At 47.1% G+C, this 22029-nt stretch carries 17 protein-coding genes and 1 other annotated feature; all 17 genes read right to left on the bottom strand.

Going from position 1 to position 22029, the window contains the following annotated elements:
- Positions 1-5: 5 nt before the first annotated feature.
- Positions 6-1391, bottom strand: a complete 1386-nt coding sequence (locus AB4Z50_RS03485; RefSeq protein WP_441875753.1) for a bifunctional folylpolyglutamate synthase/dihydrofolate synthase — start codon at positions 1389-1391, stop codon at positions 6-8.
- 29 nt (positions 1392-1420) lie between these two features.
- Entirely contained in the window at positions 1421-4063 is a 2643-nt protein-coding gene (locus tag AB4Z50_RS03480) for a valine--tRNA ligase (protein WP_076271664.1), read from the bottom strand.
- Positions 4064-4119: 56 nt separating this feature from the next.
- Positions 4120-4360, bottom strand: a binding site (T-box leader).
- 119 nt (positions 4361-4479) lie between these two features.
- Positions 4480-5772: a LysM peptidoglycan-binding domain-containing protein gene (locus tag AB4Z50_RS03475; protein WP_441875749.1), complete on the bottom strand. Its 1293-nt coding sequence runs from the start codon at positions 5770-5772 to the stop codon at positions 4480-4482.
- A gap of 89 nt (positions 5773-5861) precedes the next feature.
- Positions 5862-6863 carry an RluA family pseudouridine synthase gene (locus AB4Z50_RS03470; protein ID WP_441875746.1) on the bottom strand — a complete coding sequence of 334 codons (1002 nt, stop codon included), beginning with the start codon at positions 6861-6863 and terminating at the stop codon, positions 5862-5864.
- Positions 6864-6949: 86 nt separating this feature from the next.
- A complete protein-coding gene (gene hemL, locus AB4Z50_RS03465; RefSeq protein ID WP_076271661.1) occupies positions 6950-8251 on the bottom strand; it encodes a glutamate-1-semialdehyde 2,1-aminomutase in 1302 nt (433 codons plus the stop codon).
- A 4-nt stretch (positions 8252-8255) separates the two neighbouring features.
- Positions 8256-9254, bottom strand: coding sequence for a porphobilinogen synthase (gene hemB, locus AB4Z50_RS03460; protein ID WP_076271668.1), 999 nt, complete (start codon positions 9252-9254; stop codon positions 8256-8258).
- Positions 9255-9257: 3 nt separating this feature from the next.
- Positions 9258-10826 (bottom strand): uroporphyrinogen-III C-methyltransferase, encoded by a 1569-nt coding sequence (cobA, locus tag AB4Z50_RS03455; protein ID WP_441875743.1) that lies wholly within the window; start codon positions 10824-10826, stop codon positions 9258-9260.
- Positions 10827-10831: 5 nt separating this feature from the next.
- Positions 10832-11803: a hydroxymethylbilane synthase gene (gene hemC / locus AB4Z50_RS03450; protein WP_441875740.1), complete on the bottom strand. Its 972-nt coding sequence runs from the start codon at positions 11801-11803 to the stop codon at positions 10832-10834.
- Entirely contained in the window at positions 11803-12447 is a 645-nt protein-coding gene (locus AB4Z50_RS03445) for a precorrin-2 dehydrogenase/sirohydrochlorin ferrochelatase family protein (protein WP_441875737.1), read from the bottom strand. Before AB4Z50_RS03445 ends, hemC begins: the two co-directional genes overlap by 1 nt.
- A 31-nt stretch (positions 12448-12478) precedes the next feature.
- Positions 12479-13291 (bottom strand): cytochrome C assembly family protein, encoded by an 813-nt coding sequence (locus AB4Z50_RS03440; protein ID WP_076271657.1) that lies wholly within the window; start codon positions 13289-13291, stop codon positions 12479-12481.
- Between the two features lie 22 nt (positions 13292-13313).
- The gene (gene hemA, locus AB4Z50_RS03435; RefSeq protein ID WP_076271656.1) at positions 13314-14696 is read right to left on the bottom strand and encodes a glutamyl-tRNA reductase; all 1383 of its coding nucleotides are present in this window, start codon (positions 14694-14696) and stop codon (positions 13314-13316) included.
- A 199-nt stretch (positions 14697-14895) separates the two neighbouring features.
- Positions 14896-15294, bottom strand: a complete 399-nt coding sequence (gene speD / locus AB4Z50_RS03430; RefSeq protein WP_054027216.1) for an adenosylmethionine decarboxylase — start codon at positions 15292-15294, stop codon at positions 14896-14898.
- 281 nt (positions 15295-15575) lie between these two features.
- Positions 15576-16259, bottom strand: a complete 684-nt coding sequence (locus AB4Z50_RS03425; RefSeq protein ID WP_441875730.1) for a YjgB family protein — start codon at positions 16257-16259, stop codon at positions 15576-15578.
- Between the two features lie 170 nt (positions 16260-16429).
- Entirely contained in the window at positions 16430-17020 is a 591-nt protein-coding gene (locus tag AB4Z50_RS03420; protein WP_339207840.1) for a non-ribosomal peptide synthetase module, read from the bottom strand.
- Between the two features lie 212 nt (positions 17021-17232).
- Positions 17233-17820, bottom strand: coding sequence for a ribosome biogenesis GTP-binding protein YihA/YsxC (gene yihA / locus AB4Z50_RS03415; protein ID WP_076271653.1), 588 nt, complete (start codon positions 17818-17820; stop codon positions 17233-17235).
- A complete protein-coding gene (gene lon, locus AB4Z50_RS03410; protein WP_441875726.1) occupies positions 17817-20186 on the bottom strand; it encodes an endopeptidase La in 2370 nt (789 codons plus the stop codon). The genes yihA and lon overlap by 4 nt, the downstream gene beginning before the upstream one ends.
- A gap of 37 nt (positions 20187-20223) precedes the next feature.
- Positions 20224-21927 (bottom strand): ATP-dependent protease LonB, encoded by a 1704-nt coding sequence (gene lonB / locus AB4Z50_RS03405; protein ID WP_339207835.1) that lies wholly within the window; start codon positions 21925-21927, stop codon positions 20224-20226.
- Between the last annotated feature and the right edge of the window lie 102 nt (positions 21928-22029).

Raw genomic sequence — 22029 nt, 5'->3', positions numbered from 1 at the left:
ACGGTTCACCAACCTTTTTCAGAATCCGAGTCATACAAAATGCGGGAGCGAACGTCAGCAATTAAATATAGCGTGCCTGTCACGACTCCAAGGTCTGTTTCCCCGGTTAACTGTTGTAGTTTTTGTAATGCTGCTTGCCAGTTTGATTCCACTACAAGCTCGAAAGCGTACTGATCTGGCTGTTGCTGACGCATTTCACGTACCAAATCAGCCAAAGCAGAGGCATCTTTTTTCATTCGATAGTCAGGCTCGGTCACAATAAGCGTATCCACTATTGGTAGTATATGCTGAAGAACATCCTGATGATTCTTATTCTCCAGCATACCCATCATAAGATGTAACCGATCATATTTGTAAGTATTTTTTAAAGCGTCCACGAGTGACTCTGCACCTTCTGGATTATGTGCGCCATCGACCAAAATACGAGGCTGATCAGAAACCATCTCAAGTCGTCCCGGCCACGCAGCCTTTTGAAGCCCTTCCGCCAGGACATCATCTTCGATGACCAGTGCATTATATTGGCGAAGTATCTCAAGCGTCATGACAGCAACCGCTGCATTCGTCCGTTGATGGGCACCATTTAGCGTGATTGTCAAAGGCTCGATGCTGCGGAATAGATTGTCGAAGCGGAAAGTTTGTTCATTCTCGCGAACCGAGATTGCCGTTTCATGGAACTGTTCGCCTAACAAATAAAGCGTGCTTTTTTTGCCTTCAGCTGCTTGCTTAATAACCTCAATTGCCTCTGGCTGAGTAACCGCACTAATAACCGGTATTCCTGCTTTAATAATGCCAGCTTTTTCGCTCGCAACTGCAGCAATCGTATCACCGAGTTTATCCATATGGTCATGGCCAATATTTGTAATGACGGAAACAACCGGTTGAACGATATTCGTCACATCAAGCCTGCCGCCAAGTCCTGTCTCCCACACGACATAATCGGGATAAGTGACCTTTGCATAAAAAAGAATAGCCAGCGCTGTAGATACTTCAAACATCGTAGGCGAGCCTAGTTCTGTCTGAGCAAGCTCATCAACATGAGGTTTTAGCTCGTTGGCAAGTCTAAGCAGCGTCTCTTCTTCGATATCGATGCCGTTATATTGAAAACGATTCGTAAACTTCGTTATATATGGCGATGTAAATGTGCCTACATCATATCCGCCGCGCAGCAAAACGCTCGTCAAATATGCACAAGTAGACCCTTTCCCATTTGTCCCGGCAATGTGGATAAACTTTAATCTGCGATGCGGATTATCCAGCCGTTCCATCAATTCCTCGATCCGATCAAGACCTGGACGAATACCGAATGGAATTAGCCCAGTAATCCAATCTACCGCTTCCCGGTAGGATTGCAGCGGCCCTGCAGGCCGCTGCTCTATTTGTTGTTCTGCCATACTAATCGTCCTTCTTCCGTTTTGCAGCGTTATCCGCGCAATTCCGCAATTCTAGCTAGTACCTTGTCGCGTTTATCTGCATAATCGTTCATTTTGGCGCGTTCTTCATCGATAACCTTAGCTGGCGCTTTTGCCACAAAGCCTTCATTGCTGAGCTTCTTCTCAATCCGCTCTACCTCGGTATTCAAATGCTGATGTTCCTTCTCTAAACGAGCAATCTCCTGAGCAATATCGATTAAGCCGGCAAGCGGCAAATAAATCTCAGCACCAGTTAAAATCGCAGTCATTGCTTTGTCCGGCGCACTAATGTGCAGGCCAGTCTCCAAACTTGACGTACCGCAGAAACGTTTAATAAATTCTTCGTTGCGGGACATAATAGCAGCTTCAGCCTCGCTAGCAGGCTTAATTAGCATTTCAATCTTTTTGCTCATCGGAACATTTACTTCTGCTCGGATATTGCGCACTGAACGGATCATCTCCATCAGGAGCTCCATCTCTTTCACAGCGTCCGGCGCTTCAAGCGCAGTATCATAAACCGGCCATTCTGCCAAAGTGATCGTATCGCCAACATGAGGCAGATGCTGCCAAATCTCTTCGCTGATATATGGCATGAACGGGTGAATAAGGCGCTGCGTACGGTCTAGCACATAAGCAAGTACCGATTGCGTAGCTTTTTTAGCTGCTTCATCCGTGCTGTAAAGGCTAAGCTTAGCGAATTCAATGTACCAGTCGCAAAGATCGTCCCAAATGAAATTATACAATAGACGTCCAGTTTCACCGAACTCATAGCTGTCAATTAATCGAGTTACATCACGAACCGTTTCATTCAGACGATGCAAAATCCAGCGATCCGCTGTACCGAGGTTAACAGTGATATCAATATCAGCTGCTTCAACCCCTTCAAGATTCATCAGCGCGAAGCGTGATGCATTCCAAATCTTGTTCGCAAAGTTGCGCGATTGCTCAACCTTCTCCCAGCGGAAACGCAAATCCTGTCCTGGCGTGCTGCTTGTCGAGATCATATAACGCATAGCATCTGCACCATATTTCTCGATAACCTCAAGCGGATCGACACCATTGCCCTTCGACTTGGACATCTTTTGTCCTTCGGAGTCACGAACAAGTCCGTGCATCAGCACATCTTTGAACGGAGATTGCTCTGTAAACTCAAGAGCTGTGAAGATCATTCGGGATACCCAGAAATAAATGATGTCATAACCCGTTACGAGTACATCCGTTGGATAATAACGTTTCAGGTCATTCGTTTCATCCGGCCAGCCTAGTGTAGAGAACGGCCATAATGCGGAGCTAAACCACGTATCAAGCACGTCATTATCTTGGGTAAGGTGATCGCCCTCCATATTCTCACGGGAGACATGTGTTTCACCTGTCGTCTCATCATACCAAGCCGGTATGCGGTGACCCCACCATAGCTGCCTCGAAATACACCAATCGCGTACGTTCTCGATCCAGTGCAAATATATTTTCTCGAATCTCTCAGGTACGAAGTTGACACCTTTGCCAGCCTTTTGAGCTGCGATTGCAGCCTCAGCTAGAGGTTTCATTGCAACGAACCATTGTGTAGACAAATAGGGCTCAACAACGGCGCCGCTGCGCTCACTGTGACCAACTTGATGCACATGATCTTCGATTTCCACGCATACACCTTGCTCCTGCAAATCCTTAACGAGCTGCTTGCGGCAATCCGCACGGTCGAGACCTTGATAAGGACCAGCTTCAGCGTTCATAGTACCTGTCTCATCCATCACAATGATCTGCGGCAGACTGTGGCGCTCGCCAACTTCAAAGTCATTTGGATCATGTGCAGGCGTAATTTTTACGGCACCTGAACCAAATTCCTTATCGACGTACTCATCTGCAATAATCGGAATTTCGCGCCCAACGACTGGAAGCACGATCATTTGCCCAATCAAGTGCTTGTAACGATCATCCTCTGGATGAACCGCTACAGCTGTATCGCCGAGCATCGTCTCTGGACGTGTCGTTGCAACCGTTATAAAGCCTGAACCGTCCTTAAGCGGGTATTTCAAGTGATACAAATGACCATTGATTTCCTTGTGCTCTACCTCAATATCTGAAAGAGCTGTGCGAGCAGCAGGGTCCCAGTTAATGATTTTTTTGCCGCGATAGATCAAGCCCTTATCATACAGCTTAACAAAAACCTCGCGTACAGCCTTGGAGAGGCCTTCATCCAAAGTGAACCGCTCTCTCGAATAATCGAGGGAAAGTCCCATCTTCGACCATTGATCGCGAATCGTACTTGCGTACTCATCCTTCCACTCCCATACTTTCTCTAGGAATGCTTCACGACCTAGGTCGTAGCGCGAAATTCCTTGCTCACGCAGCTTCTGCTCAACTCTTGTTTGCGTCGCGATGCCCGCATGGTCAGTTCCTGGCACCCATAGTGTGTCGAAACCTTGCATACGCTTCGTTCTAATTAAAATATCTTGTAGGGTAAAATCTAACGCATGCCCGATATGCAGCATTCCGGTAACGTTAGGAGGCGGAATAACAATCGTATACGTCTGTGCATCCGGTCGTTTGCCTGCCTCGAAAAATTTTCCCTGCATCCAGTAATCGTACCATTTCTGCTCAGCTGCCTTAGGATCATAAGTTGTCGGCATTGCAGTTGTCGTTTGATTTTCTGACATTCGTCCATCCTCCATAAATCGATCTACAAAAACAAAAAAAACCTGCCGCCCTTATCATAAAGGACGAAAGGTTAAGCTTCCGTGGTACCACCTTTGTTCCACGCGAAATGTATCCGCATGGCACTCAAACAGATAACGGCTGCGGCCGGCCTGACTTCGGTAGAGCACAGGTTGCTCCTACTTGGCTCAGGCAACTCCGGGGCGACTCGTAGCAGTCACTTCCTGCAGAACCTCTCAGCGTAACGGTTCCACTCTCTGAAGGCTTTGCTGCCTACTATTCCCCATCAATGTCGTTATAACACATATATACTTTTATCATACCTTTGTTGCTGACCTGAGTCAACCTCGGCAGAAGCAAGAAATGCCCCTATCGCTCAAATTAATGAGCAATAAGGGCATTTTCGTTACAGAAGCCTCTATGGAATGTATAACAGCTGTCCTTCCGACACACTTGAGTCGTCCAATCGGTTATACATTACAATTTCCCTCGGATTCATGCTATAGCGTGTAGCGATGACATCAAGCGTCTCGTCCCGCTGCACAATACACATCCGAATTTTCTTAAATTCCTTATCTTCCGAGCGTTTGCCCAGAAATAAGTTTTTCCACTCAATCTCATCGCCAGAAGCCTGTACTCTAGCTTCCTCATCTGCCCGCTGCTGAGCGACTACCTGTTCTGCCGCCTGACGTGCTGCTTGTTCACGCCGACTCGTCTGAAGCAGCGTGAGAATGCCGACATCTCCTGCCAAACCAGAACCCTCTTGCGGCTGCTTGTTTGTAATTGCGATACGCGGCTCCTGCTTTTCCTGCTCTGGAACAGGAATCTGCTGCTGCGGGAAAGCCTCTGCTACTGGAGCTATTTGAGCTATTGGAGCATCGATTTGTACCGGCTCTTCACGTTCCTCCGCCAGTACTTGCTCGCTTGCTGCTTCAACTGGTGGAATCACTGCGGAATCATTTGCAAACGGCGAGGATGTTGCTAACCAGCCCTCGTTGCTTGTTTGCTGAGAAGATAGTGAAATTTCTCTCTCATCTTCTTGGCTCTCCACATCCTCTTCCTGCGGAGCAGGAGATGCGAATAACTGCGAAGATGACCAGCCTCCACCTGAAGATGAGGAAGAGATTGTTACGGTTGCTTCCTCAGGCTCATCCGATGCATCGGCTATTTGCTCGTTTGAAATCTCCTCTTGCGCAGCAAGCTCAAGTTCTTCCGCTATGTACGATTGTTCAATAGCGGCATTTTGCCCATTAAAAGCTTCCACGGCTCGTTCATCATAAACTTCCCGTTGATGAATGACAGTAAAAGGTTCTTCTCGCCAAATGTCCTCCGGCTCCTGAATAGGCTGAGCAGAAATACCGCGCAAAGAAAGAACACCCGTAATGTTTAATGTGCGAGCAGACAAAAGATCGACGTCAAAATTGTCAATTTCAATCGAAATATCATCCAGCCGTGATATGCGGTTCATTGGCAGCGTTATTTCGACCGGTATCCAGTGCTCCAGCGTCAGGGAGTTTTCGGAATCAGTTTGACTCCTATATACCCCGCTAAGCAGAAGCTGCCCTCTAAGCACCGCATGGTCCCCTTGATCGATAACTTGAATACGAGGAACAAGCTCAATTTCCTCCAACTCGTCAATTGCCGCAACATCATCGGGCAAGTGGACGCGCTCATACACATCAAAACGTAATCCGTTCGTTTGATCCGACACGCCTAAATCCTCCCCTCTCATACTGAATGCTTGGTCTAACGTTACATTCACTACTTATCTATATGGTAGGTTGGGCAGGAGCATGACTATCATTTTGAACGGAACTCCATCTCTTCTGAAAGCTGCATCAGCCATTGCGGCCAAGGCGAGGCTGCTTCTATTAGCGAGTCGGTCAGAGGATGCGGAAAAACAAGCTTTTCCCCATGCAGCGCTTGATGCTTCAACTGTGCTGTGCTGCCTCCATACAGACCGTCTCCAAGCAGCGGATGTCCAATATGACTTAAGTGAACCCGAATTTGATGCGTTCGTCCCGTCTCAAGCTTTACACGTATTAGTGACGATCGAGAATTTGCTGCCACAACCTCGTAATGGCTAATTGCTAGATCGCCGTTTTCTGAAACTCTGCGCCTTGCCGGGTGATGTCGATCCTTCCCTATTGGCATATTGATCGTACCCGAAAGCTTTGACATTCGGCCTTGAACGACAGCCATATATTGTCTGTCTATCGCTTTCGCTCTCATCGCCTCATCAAGCTTCCACTGGGCCAAATCATTTTTTGCATATAAAACGGGACCAGACGTATCATCATCCAGCCTGTGGATATGACGTATATTCAGCGGATCGCCTTGGCTCAAAAGATGCCATGCCGCCGCCTCATCCAGCGTTCCGCTTTGACCGGGAGATGATCCATGCACTGCCATGCCAGCTGGCTTGTCAAATACGATGCAGAAATCGTCTTCATATAACACATCTGGCATATTTAGTTTAGTATCCCTGCGCAGGTGACGATATGAAGCATCACTGCGCGGATCTACTGGCGGGAAAGCAAGGAGCTGCAGATGCTCCCCGCTCCACTGAATGCCTCCAATTGAAAACAACCGATTAATCCACTTCTGCGGAAAAAAGGAACGGGCCAGCAGCCACTGACGCACAACGTGCGGATGACTGCCAGCCCGCGGCTGCGCAAGCTCCGGCGATGCTGCCGGATCCTTTTCCGATTCAGGATTAATGGTATCAGAGGACGCAGCGCCAAGAGCAAGCCAGTCTAGCTCCAGCCATTGTCCATTCCTCTTCATCTGACCATCAATCATATAACGTTCCTCCCAATCGTAAACGATGCAAAAAACAACTTCGCTTCCTTACGAGCCTCTTGCCTTCATTTCAAAATACAGCAATATTACAAGCGGCTAAACGCAATATCATGCGCTTCGATTGTCGCATCTATGTCCTCATTCGTATGAACCCCGGAAACAAACATGCCTTCAAATTGTGAAGGAGCAATGCTTACACCCAAATCAAGCATCGCCGCAAAATAAGCCTTAAAGCGCTCTAGATCGGATGTTTTTGCCGTTTCGAAATTGATGACAAACGTATCCGTGAAGAACGGACAAACCATCGATCCAACACGGTTAATCGTATTTGCAATGCCATGTTTGCGCGCATTCGCTTCAAAACCAAGCTGCAGCCTAACCGCTTGACGCTCCATATGCTCATACACTTCAGGGGTTAGCAGATTCAATGTTGCATAACCTGCCGCCATCGCAAGCGGATTGCCTGATAAGGTTCCCGCTTGATAGATAGGTCCGCTCGGTGCAATCATCTCCATAAGCTCCCGTTTGCCGCCGTATGCGCCGACTGGCAATCCGCCGCCAATAACTTTGCCGAAGCAAGTAAGGTCTGGCGTAATACCATAAAGTCCTTGCGCGCAGTTATAACCAACACGGAAGCCCGTCATTACCTCGTCAAAAATAAGAACCGTACCGTACTGCGTTGTAATGTCGCGCAACCCTTGCAAGAAACCAGGCAATGGCGGAACAACGCCCATGTTGCCAGCTACCGGTTCAACGATGACACAAGCAATTTCCTCACCGAATTTTTCGAAAGCAAGCTTTACCGATTCAATATCGTTGTATGGTACCGTAATCGTATGCGAAGCTACATGCTCCGGTACACCCGGGCTGTCAGGCAAGCCAAGCGTCGCAACGCCTGAGCCTGCTTTAATGAGCAAGCTATCCGCATGACCATGATATGAGCCTTCGAATTTCAAAATCCTGCTTCGTTTCGTATAACCGCGAGCAAGCCGAATGGCGCTCATCGTCGCTTCCGTACCGGAGTTAACCATGCGAACGATATCAACTGAAGGTACTCGCTCGCAAACAAGCTCAGCCATCAATGTTTCAAGCTCTGTTGGGGCGCCGAAGCTTGTCCCCTTCTCTGCTGTACGTTTAATCGCTTCGATCACTTCAGGATGGGCATGACCCATAATGAGAGGGCCCCATGATGCTACATAATCGATATAGCTGTTGCCATCGATATCATAAATGCGGCTGCCTTCTCCCCGCTCCATATAGACAGGGTTCAAGCCCACTGATTTGAATGCTCTAACCGGGCTGTTTACACCGCCTGGCATTACTTTTTTCGCTCTTTCGAAAGCTTCTACTGAGCGCGCATCATTTCTAAGGTTCGATTGTTCACTCATCTGCTTACCCCTCTCCCTTCAACCAACGTGCCGCATCCTTTGCATGGTACGTAATAATGAGATCAGCACCAGCACGCTTCATGCCTAGCAAGGTTTCTAGAACGATCGATTGCTCATCGATCCAGCCATTAGCTGCAGCGGCTTTCACCATCGAGTATTCGGCGCTGACGTTATAAGCGACAACCGGTAAATTATATTTATCCTTAAGCAGCCTCAAAATATCCAAGTAAGCTAAAGCAGGCTTGACCATTAGCATATCGGCACCCTCAGCAATATCTGACTCTGCTTCACGAAGTGCCTCGCGTACGTTAGCTGGGTCCATCTGGTATGTTTTGCGGTCGCCGAATTGTGGAGCCGAATGTGCAGCATCACGGAAAGGGCCGTAATAAGCCGAAGAAAATTTAACAGAGTAAGACATAATCGGAACGTCACTAAAGCCAGCGTCATCTAGTCCTTCACGAATAGCAAGCACAAAGCCGTCCATCATATTGGAAGGTGCGATAATGTCTGCTCCTGCTTCCGCTTGCGATACCGCCGTTTGTACGAGCAGATCAAGCGAGGAGTCATTATCCACTTCCGCTATGCCTGTTTCCTCATGCAAATGTACGATGCCGCAATGACCGTGGTCGGTAAATTGGCATAAACAAGTGTCAGCGACAACAACAAGCTCCGGCGCCCACTTCTTCACTGCTTTTATCGCTTGTTGAACGATACCGTTCGCATCATAAGCCGAAGATCCCAAAGCATCTTTATATTCTGGAAGGCCGAACAGCAGCACCGATTGAATGCCGCAAGCAACCACTTCACGAATCTCCTGCTCCAAAAGATCCATCGACAGATGGTATACACCTGGCATAGATGGAATTTCTTCTTTTATATTTACACCATGCGTAACGAAGATCGGATATATAAAATCATTTACACTCAGCACGGTTTCTCTTACCATGCTCCGAAGAGCAGACGTTTTGCGTAATCTGCGATTTCTTACTGTTGGGAAACTCATCACTTAGTATTCCTCCTCGACTAGCTTAGCAAGTTGTTTTTGCTGATAATCAACGATTGCTTTAAGCATACTATCCAGCGTTGAATCTTCTGGCTCAATAGCAACCTTCAAGCCTGCTTCTAGTGCAGTCTTCGTTGTTAGCGGGCCAATACTCGCAATGGGAATGTCCGATAATAGTTGTACTGGATCTGAAATGCCCTTGCGTCTCAATACCTCAAGCAAATTGGTCACCGTCGATGAACTAGTGAATGTAATCATGTGAATTTCTTTCTCACGAATCCATTCGAGGGCAAGCTCGTCCTGCTCATCGACAATGACCGTTTCATAAACATCGATTTCCGTTGGCACAAGTCCCATTGCCTTCAGCTCGCGAGGCAATACCTCGCGTGCAAGATCTCCTCGAGGCAGCAGCACTCGTTCTCCGGCCTTCAGCTGCGGCACCAGCTTGTCCAGCAAGCCTTCCGCATGGAACTTCACAGGCAGCTCATCAACCACTAAGCCGCGCTTTGCAAGCGCCTCAGCTGTCTTAGGACCAACTGCTGCAATTCTCGAACCAAAAAATCTCCTAATATCGATATTAAATTTACGCAGCCATCCAAAAAAGTACTCCACGCCGTTTACGCTCGTAAACATTAGCCACTCATATTGTTCTGCCTGCTCCAACTGTTCCTTCAAGTTAGCTACAACAACGGGGTCCGTTGGTTCAATCGTTTCAATGACCGGAAACTCGCAAGGCTCCCCGCCAAGCGTTTCAATCTGTTCAGCTAGCTCGCTTGCCTGTGCTCTAGCTCGTGTAACGAGTATACGCAAGCCAAATAGCGGCTTGTTCTCATACCATTTCAGCTTCTCTCTCTGCAGTACAACGTCGCCTACCACAATGACAGCAGGCGGCTGAAAATTCGCTGCTTTGACAATCCCCTCAATGGTTTCCAGCGTGCCAACAATGGTACGCTGCTCAACTCTCGTTCCCCAGCGAATAAGCGCAACTGGCGTTTGCGGCGGCTTGCCATGCTTCATCAGCTGATCAGAAATATATCCTATTTTGGCGACACCCATTAGAAAAATAAGGGTTCCCGTAGCATTCGTTACTTTATCCCAATGAATGGAGCGGTCAAGCTTATCCGGACTCTCATGACCCGTAATAATGGACAAGGATGATGCCATATCACGATGTGTGACTGGAATGCCTGCGTAAGCGGGAACTGCGATTGCCGAGGTAATGCCTGGCACGATTTCGAACTCGATTCCGTTATCATAAAGAAGCTCGGCTTCTTCTCCAACTCGTCCAAAAATCGTAGGATCTCCGCCTTTCAGACGTGTAACGATCTTGCCTTGCAGCGCCAAATCGACAAGAAGCTGGTTGATTTCCTCCTGCTTCATTGTATGACGGTCTGGCAGCTTGCCGACGTAAATTCTCTCCGCTCCCGGCTTCACGTACCGGAGCAATCTCGGGCTTGCCAAGCGATCGTAAACGACAACCTCACATTCCTCCAAGCATTGCAGTCCGCGCACCGTAATCAGCTTCGGATCTCCCGGTCCGGCGCCAACTAAATATACCTTCCCCTTGTCCAAGCCCGTCATCCCCCAATTTCAGCTAAAATACGGTCTGCGCCGCGTGCAATGAGTGCATCTGCAACATCACGGCCAAGCTGTTCAGGATCAATTCCCTTCATCACTTCTTTCAGCAGCGTTGCTCCGTCCGGCGATCCGACCATGCCCGTCAGGATAAGCTCATGTTTCCCGCTTTGGCCTGGGAGCTCATCACCTAATGTGCAATATGCGCCTATCGGCACCTGGCATCCACCATTCAGTGAACCAAGGAAGCTTCGCTCAGCTCGTACCGTAACCTCGGTTTCATCATCGTTAAGAAGGGAAAGCAGCTCTCGAACTTGTTCATCATTCTCGCGGCATTCAATGCCAAGTGCGCCTTGTCCTACAGCAGGCAAGCATACATCAACAGGAATGTTCGCAGATATGCGATCTTCCCATCCCATGCGTTTCAGACCAGCTGCAGCAAGCACAACCGCATCGAAACCTTCGGTTTCTAATTTGCGAATACGGGAATCTATATTGCCTCTTATGGACTCAAGCTGAAGATCAGGTCTCGCGTTTTTAAGCTGGCAGGATCTGCGCAGGCTGCTCGTTCCCACTCTCGCACCTAGAGGCAATTCAGACAATCCGCCGCCTTCACGAGTGATAAGGCAATCTCTCGGATCGACGCGTCTTGGAATCGCTCCATTTATTAACCCTTCTGGAAGCTCATAAGGCATGTCCTTCATGCTGTGAACGGCCAAATCAATTACACCGTCTGCAAGTGCTTGTTCGATTTCCTTAACGAACAGCCCTTTTCCACCTACTTTAGACAGCGTAACATCAAGTATGCGATCACCTTTTGTTACTATTTTTTTCACTTCAAACTTATAATCACACCCATGCTTCTCACTTATGCGTGTCAGTTCATCGATCACTTGTCCCGTTTGTGTAAGCGCAAGTGCGCTTTGCCTTGTTCCTACCACGATAATTCGTTGTCCTTGGTTAGTTGTTGCCATTATGTAAGCCCCCTGTCTATCCGATGAAGCAGGCTTTGCAGCCATTCATCCATATCAATATTGATCCGCTTTAGCGTCGCTGCCTCTTCGGCCGCAAGCTTCAGCACGGATTGTCTCTCCTGTTCATCAAGCAAGCTGTTTAACACTTTCTCCCGGAAGCGACGCAATACTATAGTTATTTCTTCGTATTCCGGGCCATAAAGCGCTGCAAGCTCTTTCTTTATTTGCTGAGACAATGCCGGGCTTGCGCCTGAAGCAGTAACCGCCAGCAGCAAATCTCCACGCCTGACAATCGAAGGTGAAATAAACGAGCCTTTGTCAGCATCATCCACCGCGTTTACTAAAATGCCAAGCCGATCGGCGGTGTCCGCAATCTCCGCATTTAAACGTTTATCGTTTGTTGCCGCAAACACTAACGATGCACCAGCAAGATCGCCATCATTGTATTCTCGCTGGAACCAGTTGATTTCCCCGTCGGAAGCCAAACTCACGAGTTGAGGAGTTAATGACGGGCTGATGACCCATATTTCATCCGCTCCAGCAGCCAGCAGCCCTTGCAGCTTTCGCTGCGCCACGCTTCCGCCGCCGATAATAACGCAGCGTTTGCCTTTAAGCTGCATGAAAATTGGATATAAACCATTCATTGCCGTCCTTGCCTCCAGCAGTCAATTCTCGTTAATGAAAGGAGGAGAAATAATTAGTAAACAAATTCAGAAGCAGCAAACCAAACGAAATAATATAAAAGCGGGCCAATTGCAATCCGGGACGTTTGAGCATTGCTCTCTGGTACACATAAATAATGTACATGACCAAGGTTCCAAAGGAAGACAGTACCTTCCAGTCAATCAACAACGCAAACCGTCTTTCGACAAGTATAGACGTCACCGCAATCGCAAGCGACATTGCAAACAATGGAACGCCAACAATGACTGCTCGATCTCCATAACGCTCAATCATATCGAGGCTTGGCAATCTGCGCACAAAGTTTGACCAGCGCTTTCGTTTCAGCTGATTATGCAAAAACAAATACATGCCGGCGAACAAAGCGCCTATGGTTAATGCAGCATACGCAAGCAAAACGAGACTGATATGAATGTATAATAGCTCTCTTGTTGTTTCCCAAACTTTAAGCGACTCGCCATTTCCAGGGTCACTATACAGGTTAAGCGCCAACACCGCAAAACCAACAACATTTACAAAAAACACAATGAAATCAATTTTAATAAATCGACTGATCACTAGCGAAATGGTAACTAAAAGCCAAGAAAAGCCTAACCAGTATTCAAAGGTTGATACTTCCGTCATTTGCAAATGAGATACGATGCGAGTAACAAGGTAACCAGTCTGTAATACCCAAACAAAAATAAGCAGCCCTGTACCCATCCGTTTCGCTCTCCGACTTGCATTCATGAAGTCGGAGAAATAAAACAGCAGGCTCAGGGCGTAAATATAAAGTATCGCATCATATAAAAAGTTTTGCGTCTCCATAGCTCCTCCACCTAGCAGCCCTCTACCTTGTAATAGGTGCTAATACCGCCGCAGCTGCATGGGGTTGAACATTTTTCTTTTTTGCAGCAGCGACAGTATCTGTTGCCGCTTCAAGCTCCGCTTGACGCGCTTTAGCAAGATCTTCCTCGAGTGCAAACAGCTTAACGAACATATCCATCGCTTCGTCTGCCCGCTTCTCGCCAGCCATTTCTTTAATTCGTAAAATAGGATCCTGCATCATTTGGTTAACGATGCTTTTTGTTAGCTTACGGATTACTTTAAGCTCATGCTCGCCGAGATCAGGCAATTTATTCGTCAAGCTGTTCATCGTTTCCTCGTGAATGCCTGCTGCTTTGGATTGCAAAGTTCGAATAAGGGGAACAACGCCAAGCGTTTTGTACCACTGCTCGAACACTTCAATTTCTTCGGTAATCATCGCTTCAATTTTGGCAGCCTCTTGACGCCTATGCGCGAGATTGCTTTCCACGATGCCCTCTAAATCATCAATATCATACAAGAATACATTATCAACGGCAGCAATCGAAGGGTCCAAATCACGCGGGACCGCAATATCAATCATAAAGAGCGGCTTCGCTTTTCTACGCTGCATAGCTTCTGCAACCTGTTTGCGCGTTAACACATATTCTTTCGAGCCAGTGGAGCTGATAATAATGTCTGCTTCATGAAGCTTATCCACTGCTTCTTCCATCGACCATGCGATTCCATTAAACTTGTCTGCCAGCTGTGTTGCCCGCTCATAGGTGCGATTTACAACAACGACGCGATCTGCGCCATTCGTGTACAGATGCTTGGCAGTCAGTTCGCCCGTTTCACCCGCACCAATGACCATAACCGTTTTTTTGTTGAATTGTCCGAAAATCCGTTTCCCAAGCTCAACGGCAGCGTAGCTCACAGAAACTGCAGATTCGCCAATTGACGTTTCGGAATGGGCACGCTTGGCCATCGTAACCGCCTGTTTAAACAGCATATTAAAAACTGTACCTGTCGTCTTCTGCTGCTGTGCGAGCTGAAAAGCTGTTTTTACTTGTCCCAAAATTTGAGTCTCGCCGATGACCATGGAATCAAGTCCGCTCGTTACACGGAATAAATGATCAATCGCCTTCTCGTCCTCATACATATATAAATGGTTGGTGAAGTTCTGCCTAGGCAGCTTAAACCACTTCTCCATAAAGCTTCGAATGTAATGCCCGCATAGATGGTGCCTATCTACAACTGCATAAAGCTCCGTCCGATTGCAGGTCGCTACTATGACACATTCCATTATGCTTTGTGTCTGAATGAGCTGTATTAATGCTTCCGGCAAATCCCGTTCTGCGAACGCAAATTGTTCTCTTACTTCTACGGGAGCCGTTCGGTAATTCAGTCCTACTGCGATAATGTGCATGCGCGGTCACCTGCCTCCTTCTCTTTAAGCGATCAAGCATTGATGTTATCGATAATTATAGCATAGTAAAACATTCAGATAATGTTCATTTATGAATAATATTTGAAAAGTACAGACTCATTATTCCCTTTTACTACAAAGAAATAACCATGGATACCATCCATGGTTATTTCGCTATGAGCAATAAATTTTAAAGCTCTTAAACGAGCTCAGTTTGTTTCATTTTTGGCTCTTCTACTTGCAGTTCGCCCATACCGCGTACAAGCTTCTTCGCATACGTCGCTTTTGGCTTCAGTACAGCGAGCATGTAGTCGATCGCAAGCTGAGGATCTACAGTTTCGCCGCAAGTATAACAATCAAGCGCAGCAAAACCTCTCTCAGGATACGTATGAATCGAGAGGTGACTCTCCGACAGCAGCACGAGCACAGTTGCGCCTTGAGGATCGAATTGTTTGGCTTGAACCGACAATACAGTAGCACCACAAGCCTCTGCAGCCTCTACCATGTGTGATTGCAAAAATTCAGCGCTGTTCAGTAGATCAAAGTCTACACCCCAAGTATCAACAGCAACGTGTCTTCCGAAAGTTGAGTATTCCATCTTCCGGTTCCCCCTTCCTAGGAATAAAATGTTTGAAAAATTTCATCCGCTAGGACCTACGTCATTCACTTCTCGAGGGATTAATCTCTCGCAACATAACAATGTCCTGAGTGAATCCTGGTTCCTATTATTAACATCAACAATCTTTTCAACGAGAATAAAAATAACATCTATCCGGGATAATTGCAATACTTTTTTTCTAAAGGATGGAAATAACCTTTCATTGCCAGCCCCGTTTTCAATGTATGACGTTGAAGCTTATCTCGCAATGGGCTGTGCGATCATCCCGCCATATTATTTTTTGCGTCCTGCGGACTGTATACCGAGATGTGATCCACCTTGCCAGTTGCTTCAGCCAAAATAAATTTAAGCTGATATTGTTTATTGACCTCATAGGTATAAATGTCATCCGTACCGTTAACCGTTTTTTCATCAGCAGACCCAAGCGCGATCTCTATGTCTTTCAATGTAATGCCTTGAAGCTTTTTCGAATAAGATCTTACATCATAAACAAGCATGCCTTTGTTGTATCCAAATGTAATCCCTTTATCTTTATAGGCAGCATACATCCCTTTCCCAGCGGATTCGTTGGTATCAGGCTTGCCCCATTTTTTCTCTATATCATCAAATAATGCGATATGGGCAGCATAATCGGAACCTGGAACTTTGCCTTCCTTCGCAAGCGCATAGACTGAGCTGATCGTTTCTCCGGCCTCAGAGTCGCTAGACGGCTCCTCAGCGCCATTACCGCCTGGTTGCTCATTAGGTTGTTCAGAAGGCGGGACGCTTGGCTTGGTGTCCGGTGAGGCCGGTGTACTTGTCTCTGGCTGATTGCTCGGCATCTCTGTTGCCGGCGGCGGCACTTGATCTGCTCCTGTATCCTTATTGCTGCACGCTGTTAAAGATAATGCGATCGCAAATGATATTCCGATAGCAAATTGTTTAAATCTTTTGGTTTGATTCATTCCTATTCATCTCCTTGTTGTATAAAAAACTAAGATGCTATCCACTCGCCTTACCCTGATACTAACTGTTTAAACACGCAAAATGTTGCAAAATTCATAGATGTAATATTTTGAAAACAAAAAAAAGAGGCTGCGAAAGCAGCCTCTTTAATCAAGATTTCCTAAATGGTTTAAGCTTCAAGGATGAAGAGCTTGCGAGTCAGATCGGTTAAGCGCTCATCGATTTTGCTAATTTCTTCAGCATCCTTCGTTTGGTTGCGAAGATCTAGCAATTCATTGACTGCATTGCTTAACAATCCGATTTCCCGCTCGATCAAACGACTTTGGAACACACGCTCCAGTTGGCCAAGTGTATCCTTGAATTCGAATACAATGCGCTCCCCTGTGCTCGAGCTTTCGACAATTTGGTGAACGGAACCATTCTTATAATGATAGATCATCGTATAATGACTGTAGATTCGGTTGACGATCGCGTTGCCACGGAAAGCTGAAAGAGCTTTTCGCATAGCATTGGTCAGCCTCGGTTGCACAAGACGGCAAGATAATACGCACACGTAATAGTCTTGTTGACGTTCAAAGGTCAGTCGGACTTCTTCCCTCCCTGCTACATCTTCGAGAACGAGCTCCTGATTCCCATTGTCAAGCACCAACACCTGAAGGTGTATTTGTTGCTCTTCAAATGAACGGATAAACTCAGCCATCTCTTCATTCGTCAATTGCAGTTTGGCATTTACATACTCTGTGGCTAGCCGCTTAGCCATAAAAATCTCCTCAATTCTTTGAACTTGCACGCTTTGGTCTTTAACTTTGGTCTTGTTGCTTAAGTATATTATACGTGATCTTATCATTTTATTCCTGTCGTTCATCCCCGATATTCTCGCATATTCCACAAAATAACGGTAGAATTCACGAGGAAAGCCGACTATTTCACTAAATCCTCTGCTTTATAGAATAACTTGCTGGTCTTGCTACCTCATGTAGCAATCGCTTCGGTTATGATGTCCCATAGTTGCTCGCGTCCAAGCCCTAATTCAGACGAGAATAATACGACGGAATCGCTTGGGTCGACTTCAAGCGTTTTTTTGATCATTTTAATATGCTTGTCCCATTTCGACTTCGGAATTTTATCCGCCTTGGTCGCAACGACGCATGTTGGGATTTCATAATGCTTCAGCCATTTGTACATTTGCTGATCGAGCAGAGACGGTTCATGACGAATATCGATGACCAGCAGCTGAAGCTTGAGCGGCTCACGGTCACGGATATAACGTTCAATCATTTCGCCAAACTGCAAGCGCTGAGTTTTGGAAACCTTAGCATAGCCATACCCCGGAAAATCAACCAAATAAATAAGGTCATTAACACGGTAGTAATTAAGCTGCTGCGTTTTGCCTGGCTGCGAGCTCGTTCTAGCTAAGTTTTTGCGTAAAATAAGTTTATTAATCAATGAAGATTTTCCGACATTCGAACGCCCTGCCAGAGCTATCTCTGGCAAGGCGTCCTCTGGGTATTGATGTGGTTTTACTGCGCTGATGATGAATTCTGCTTGTGTAATTTTCATAAAATCGTTGTACCTGCTTTCTCTTCCGTTTGAACCGGAAGCAACGCATGCTGCAGCACTTCATCCATATGACTGACAGGAAAAAATTGCATATCATGTCGTACGCTATCGGGAATATCCCCTAGATCCCGTTCATTTTCTTTCGGCAACAATATTTTGCGAATGCCTGCACGATGTGCTGCCAGCGATTTTTCCTTCAAACCGCCAATCGGAAGCACGCGGCCTCTGAGCGTAATTTCGCCCGTCATCGCCACTTCCTTATCCACATAGCGGTTTGTAAGCGCGGAGATAAGCGCTGTTGCAATCGTAATGCCGGCTGATGGACCATCCTTTGGAATCGCACCCTCTGGAATATGAATATGAATATCATTTTTCTCATGAAAGCTTGGGTCAATGCCCAGCTCAATCGCTTTCGAGCGAGTGTAACTGAATGCCGCTTGAGCAGATTCCTTCATGACATCACCTAGTTTACCAGTTAACGTTAGTTTTCCGCTACCCGGCATTACTGTGACTTCAATGACAAGCGTATCTCCACCTACCTCAGTCCACGCAAGACCAGTCACCGCTCCGATCTGATTCTCGCTCTCAGCTAGGCCATAACGGAACTTCGAAGGGCCCAGCAATTCCTTGAGCTCCTCACTCGTAACTTCAAATGGCTCGGTGGATTCTGTCTGCTCATTTGCAACAAATCGTTTCGCTGCCTTACGGCACACTGCTGCAATTTGCTGCTCTAAATTACGAACGCCGGATTCTCTCGTATATTCCCTAATCAGTTGGAGCAATACCTCTTCCGAGACAATGAGCTGTTCTTCGGTCAAGCCATGTTCCTTTTTCTGCTTCGGCAATAGATAACGATTTCCGATTTGCAGCTTCTCAAGCTCCGTATATCCTGGAATATACAAGACCTCCATCCGATCAAGCAGCGGACGAGGAATATTGTGCATCGCATTCGCGGTCGTTACGAACATCACATTAGATAGATCAAATGGCACTTCTACATAATGATCGCTAAACGTGTTGTTTTGTTCAGGATCGAGCACTTCTAGAAGTGCTGAAGCTGGATCTCCACGGAAATCCATCGCCATTTTGTCAATCTCATCCAGCAAAAATACAGGATTTGAAGAACCTGCTGTCTTCATGCCTTGAATAATTCTTCCTGGCATAGCGCCTACATAAGTCCGCCTGTGACCGCGGATCTCCGCTTCATCTCGTACACCGCCAAGCGAGATACGCACAAACTTACGACCAAGCGATTTGGCAATCGAACGGGCAAGCGAGGTTTTACCAACACCCGGCGGGCCTACCAAGCAAAGGATTGGACCCTTTAGCTGCTTGACTAGCTTCTGAACCGCCAAATATTCAAGCACCCGCTCTTTCGGCTTTTCTAGACCATAATGGTCATCATTAAGAATCGCTTCTGCTTTGCTCAAGCTCAAATCATCTTCGGTCGTTTTGCTCCAAGGCAAAGAAAGCAGCCAATCGATATAATTGCGAATGACGCCGCCTTCTGCAGAGGTGGACGGCATTTTCTCGAGTCGATCAATTTCCTTCTCGATCTTCTCTTTCACGAGATCAGGCACGCCTGCCTCGGCCAGCTGCGCACGCAGCTCCTCGACCTCGCCAGCACGGCCTTCCTTCTCTCCGAGCTCCTTCTGGATCGCCTTCATTTGCTCGCGCAAATAATATTCCTTTTGCGTCTTTTCCATCTGTTTCTTAACGCGTTGGTTTATTTTGCGCTCGAGCTCCAGCACTTCGCGCTCGTTGTTCAAAATGTCGAGCAGCTTCTCTAGTCGAGCTCCGACATCTACGGTTTCAAGAATATCCTGCTTATCCTTGATTTTCAGCGAAAGATGGCTCGTAATGACATCCGCAAGGCGGCCTGGATCATCAATGTCAGAAACCGCCGCATAGGTTTCAGGCGTAACCTTCTTCGATAATGAAATATAATGCTCGAATTGGTTCAAGACCGAGCGCATAAGCGCATCGACTTCAGGATCATCCGTCTCCTGCTCCGGCAATTCTTTTACAGATACTTCATAAAACTCGTCGTTCGGCAAATAGTCCAAAATCTCAGCACGCGATACGCCTTCCACCAGCACACGGATCGTGCCGTTAGGCAGCTTCAGCATTTGCCTTACTTTTGCTATGGTGCCAACTTTATATATATCTTCCTCAGTCGGCTCCTCAATGTTCACTTCAGACTGTGAACAAAGCAATATCATATGATCTTCGACCATCGAGCGTTCTAACGCTCGAACCGATTTGTCCCTACCCACATCAAGGTGGAGCACCATGCTGGGATAAACGAGTAGCCCTCTAAGCGGAAGCAAGGGCAGCCGACGACCTTTCGATTTACTAGGTCCCACACCAGCACCTCCAATTGTTAACGTCTACCCTAGTTTATCATTCTACGGAATCAGCCTGCAAATACGGAACGGCTGAAGCGATAAAAAGATCGGTTCCAAGCGGAGCTTCGACCCGCACAGGGGACACTTCAGTATCTGGGAACACAAACTTGAACACTTCTTCCACCTTTTCGACAGGAATGACCTTAAGACCTTCCAAGTCTGCAAAAATCGCTTGCCAGTTCTCCCTCGGGATAATGACTGTTTTAGCGCCAGCTTGGAAAGCTGCCTCAACTTTAGCTAATACGCCGCCAACAGGTTTTACGTTTCCATGTATGCCAACTTCACCTGTCATGGCCAGTTTATTGTCAATTGGAATGCCTTTTATTGCTGATGTAATAGCTGTTGCCATCGCAATACCGGCAGAAGGGCCATCAATCGGCGTACCGCCAGGGAAGTTGATATGCAAGTCAAAATCCTGCGGATTAAGCCCGATACGTCTCAAAACTGTAATTACGTTTTCGACTGAGCCCTTTGCCATACTTTTTCTTCTAAGCGTCCGCGATCCTCCGCCAAGCTCCTCCTCGTCTACAACGCCTGTAATTGTAAACAGACCTTTGCCAGAAGCAGCAGGAATTGCGCTTACTTCGATTTCGAGCAGCGTGCCCATATTTGGACCATATACAGCAAGGCCATTTACGAAACCGATTTGCGGTGCATCCGGCACCTTGCGATCAGGACGCGGTGGAATTTGACTGCTGTTTACAACCCATTCAATATCGCCCGCAGCGATGCTGTCCCTTTTTTCGGATAGAGCTACACCCGCAGCTAGCTGAATGACGTTAACCGCTTCGCGTCCGTTCGTCGCATATCGCTTGACGACATCGATCGCTTCAGGGCAAGGAGCAAAGCCAATTTTTTTCACTGCGTTTTCTGCTACTAAGCCAATCTCCTCAGCAAGCAGCGGACGAAAAAACACCTCCATGCAGCGCGAACGGATAGCTGGCGGAATTTCCTGCGGCGACCGTGTTGTTGCACCGACTAGACGGAAATCAGCAGGCAGGCCGTTTTGGAAGATATCATGAATATACACTGGTATATTCGAATCCTCCGAATTATAATACGCGCTCTCCAGAAACACTTTACGATCTTCCAGTACCTTTAACAATTTATTCATTTGAATCGGATGCAATTCACCTATTTCGTCAATAAACAAGATCCCGCCATGCGCCTTCGTCACAGCGCCTGGCTTAGGTTGAGGAATACCTGCTACACCCATCGCACCTGCACCTTGATAAATAGGATCATGAACCGAGCCGATTAGCGGATCAGCTATTCCGCGCTCATCAAACCTAGCGGTTGTCGCATCGATCTCTGTAAATTTCGCTTCAGGCAAAAACGGCGAAGAAGGATTTTTTTTGGCTTCCTCCAGCACGACACGCGCCGCAGCGGTCTTCCCAACACCTGGAGGGCCATAAATGATAACATGCTGAGGGTTTGCGCTGCACAGCGCCGCCTTTAAGGCACGCAGACCGTCACGCTGGCCAACGATGTCCTGCATCGCTTGCGGCCTTGTCTTCTCCGATAAGGGCTTCGTAAGCGATACACTCCTAAGCTTTCTAAGCTTGTCCATCTCCTTGCGAGACTCGCGATCAACGGCCGAGCGGTTCGTCTTTTGATTGCGCAGCAAATTCCAGAAATACAAGCCGATAACAACTGCAAAAAACACTTGAATCAACATTAATACAACACTTAAACTCATTAGTAATCCGCTCCTTTCAAGCGTAAACGGCTGTAGCCGATGAAATGGTGAAAGCTCGTTTCGCGTAGAAATATAAGATTCTTATGAAAATAATCATCTATT

The organism is Paenibacillus sp. 2TAB26 (assembly GCF_052115145.1).
Classification (GTDB): Bacteria; Bacillota; Bacilli; order Paenibacillales; family Paenibacillaceae; genus Pristimantibacillus.
This window is presented reverse-complemented; position numbering and strand designations above follow the sequence as displayed.

What these genes read in the sequence shown, in the direction of transcription:
- AB4Z50_RS03425 (WP_441875730.1), bottom strand. Translation starts at nt 16,259, where the DNA reads ATGAATCAAACCAAAAGATTTAAACAATTTGCTATCGGAATATCATTT.
- AB4Z50_RS03480 (WP_076271664.1), bottom strand. Translation starts at nt 4,063, where the DNA reads ATGTCAGAAAATCAAACGACAACTGCAATGCCGACAACTTATGATCCT.
- lonB (WP_339207835.1), bottom strand. Translation starts at nt 21,927, where the DNA reads ATGAGTTTAAGTGTTGTATTAATGTTGATTCAAGTGTTTTTTGCAGTT.
- AB4Z50_RS03470 (WP_441875746.1), bottom strand. Translation starts at nt 6,863, where the DNA reads ATGATTGATGGTCAGATGAAGAGGAATGGACAATGGCTGGAGCTAGAC.
- AB4Z50_RS03440 (WP_076271657.1), bottom strand. Translation starts at nt 13,291, where the DNA reads ATGGAGACGCAAAACTTTTTATATGATGCGATACTTTATATTTACGCC.
- hemC (WP_441875740.1), bottom strand. Translation starts at nt 11,803, where the DNA reads ATGGCAACAACTAACCAAGGACAACGAATTATCGTGGTAGGAACAAGG.
- yihA (WP_076271653.1), bottom strand. Translation starts at nt 17,820, where the DNA reads ATGAAAATTACACAAGCAGAATTCATCATCAGCGCAGTAAAACCACAT.
- AB4Z50_RS03445 (WP_441875737.1), bottom strand. Translation starts at nt 12,447, where the DNA reads ATGAATGGTTTATATCCAATTTTCATGCAGCTTAAAGGCAAACGCTGC.
- speD (WP_054027216.1), bottom strand. Translation starts at nt 15,294, where the DNA reads ATGGAATACTCAACTTTCGGAAGACACGTTGCTGTTGATACTTGGGGT.
- hemL (WP_076271661.1), bottom strand. Translation starts at nt 8,251, where the DNA reads ATGAGTGAACAATCGAACCTTAGAAATGATGCGCGCTCAGTAGAAGCT.
- AB4Z50_RS03420 (WP_339207840.1), bottom strand. Translation starts at nt 17,020, where the DNA reads ATGGCTAAGCGGCTAGCCACAGAGTATGTAAATGCCAAACTGCAATTG.
- hemA (WP_076271656.1), bottom strand. Translation starts at nt 14,696, where the DNA reads ATGCACATTATCGCAGTAGGACTGAATTACCGAACGGCTCCCGTAGAA.
- hemB (WP_076271668.1), bottom strand. Translation starts at nt 9,254, where the DNA reads ATGAGTTTCCCAACAGTAAGAAATCGCAGATTACGCAAAACGTCTGCT.
- AB4Z50_RS03485 (WP_441875753.1), bottom strand. Translation starts at nt 1,391, where the DNA reads ATGGCAGAACAACAAATAGAGCAGCGGCCTGCAGGGCCGCTGCAATCC.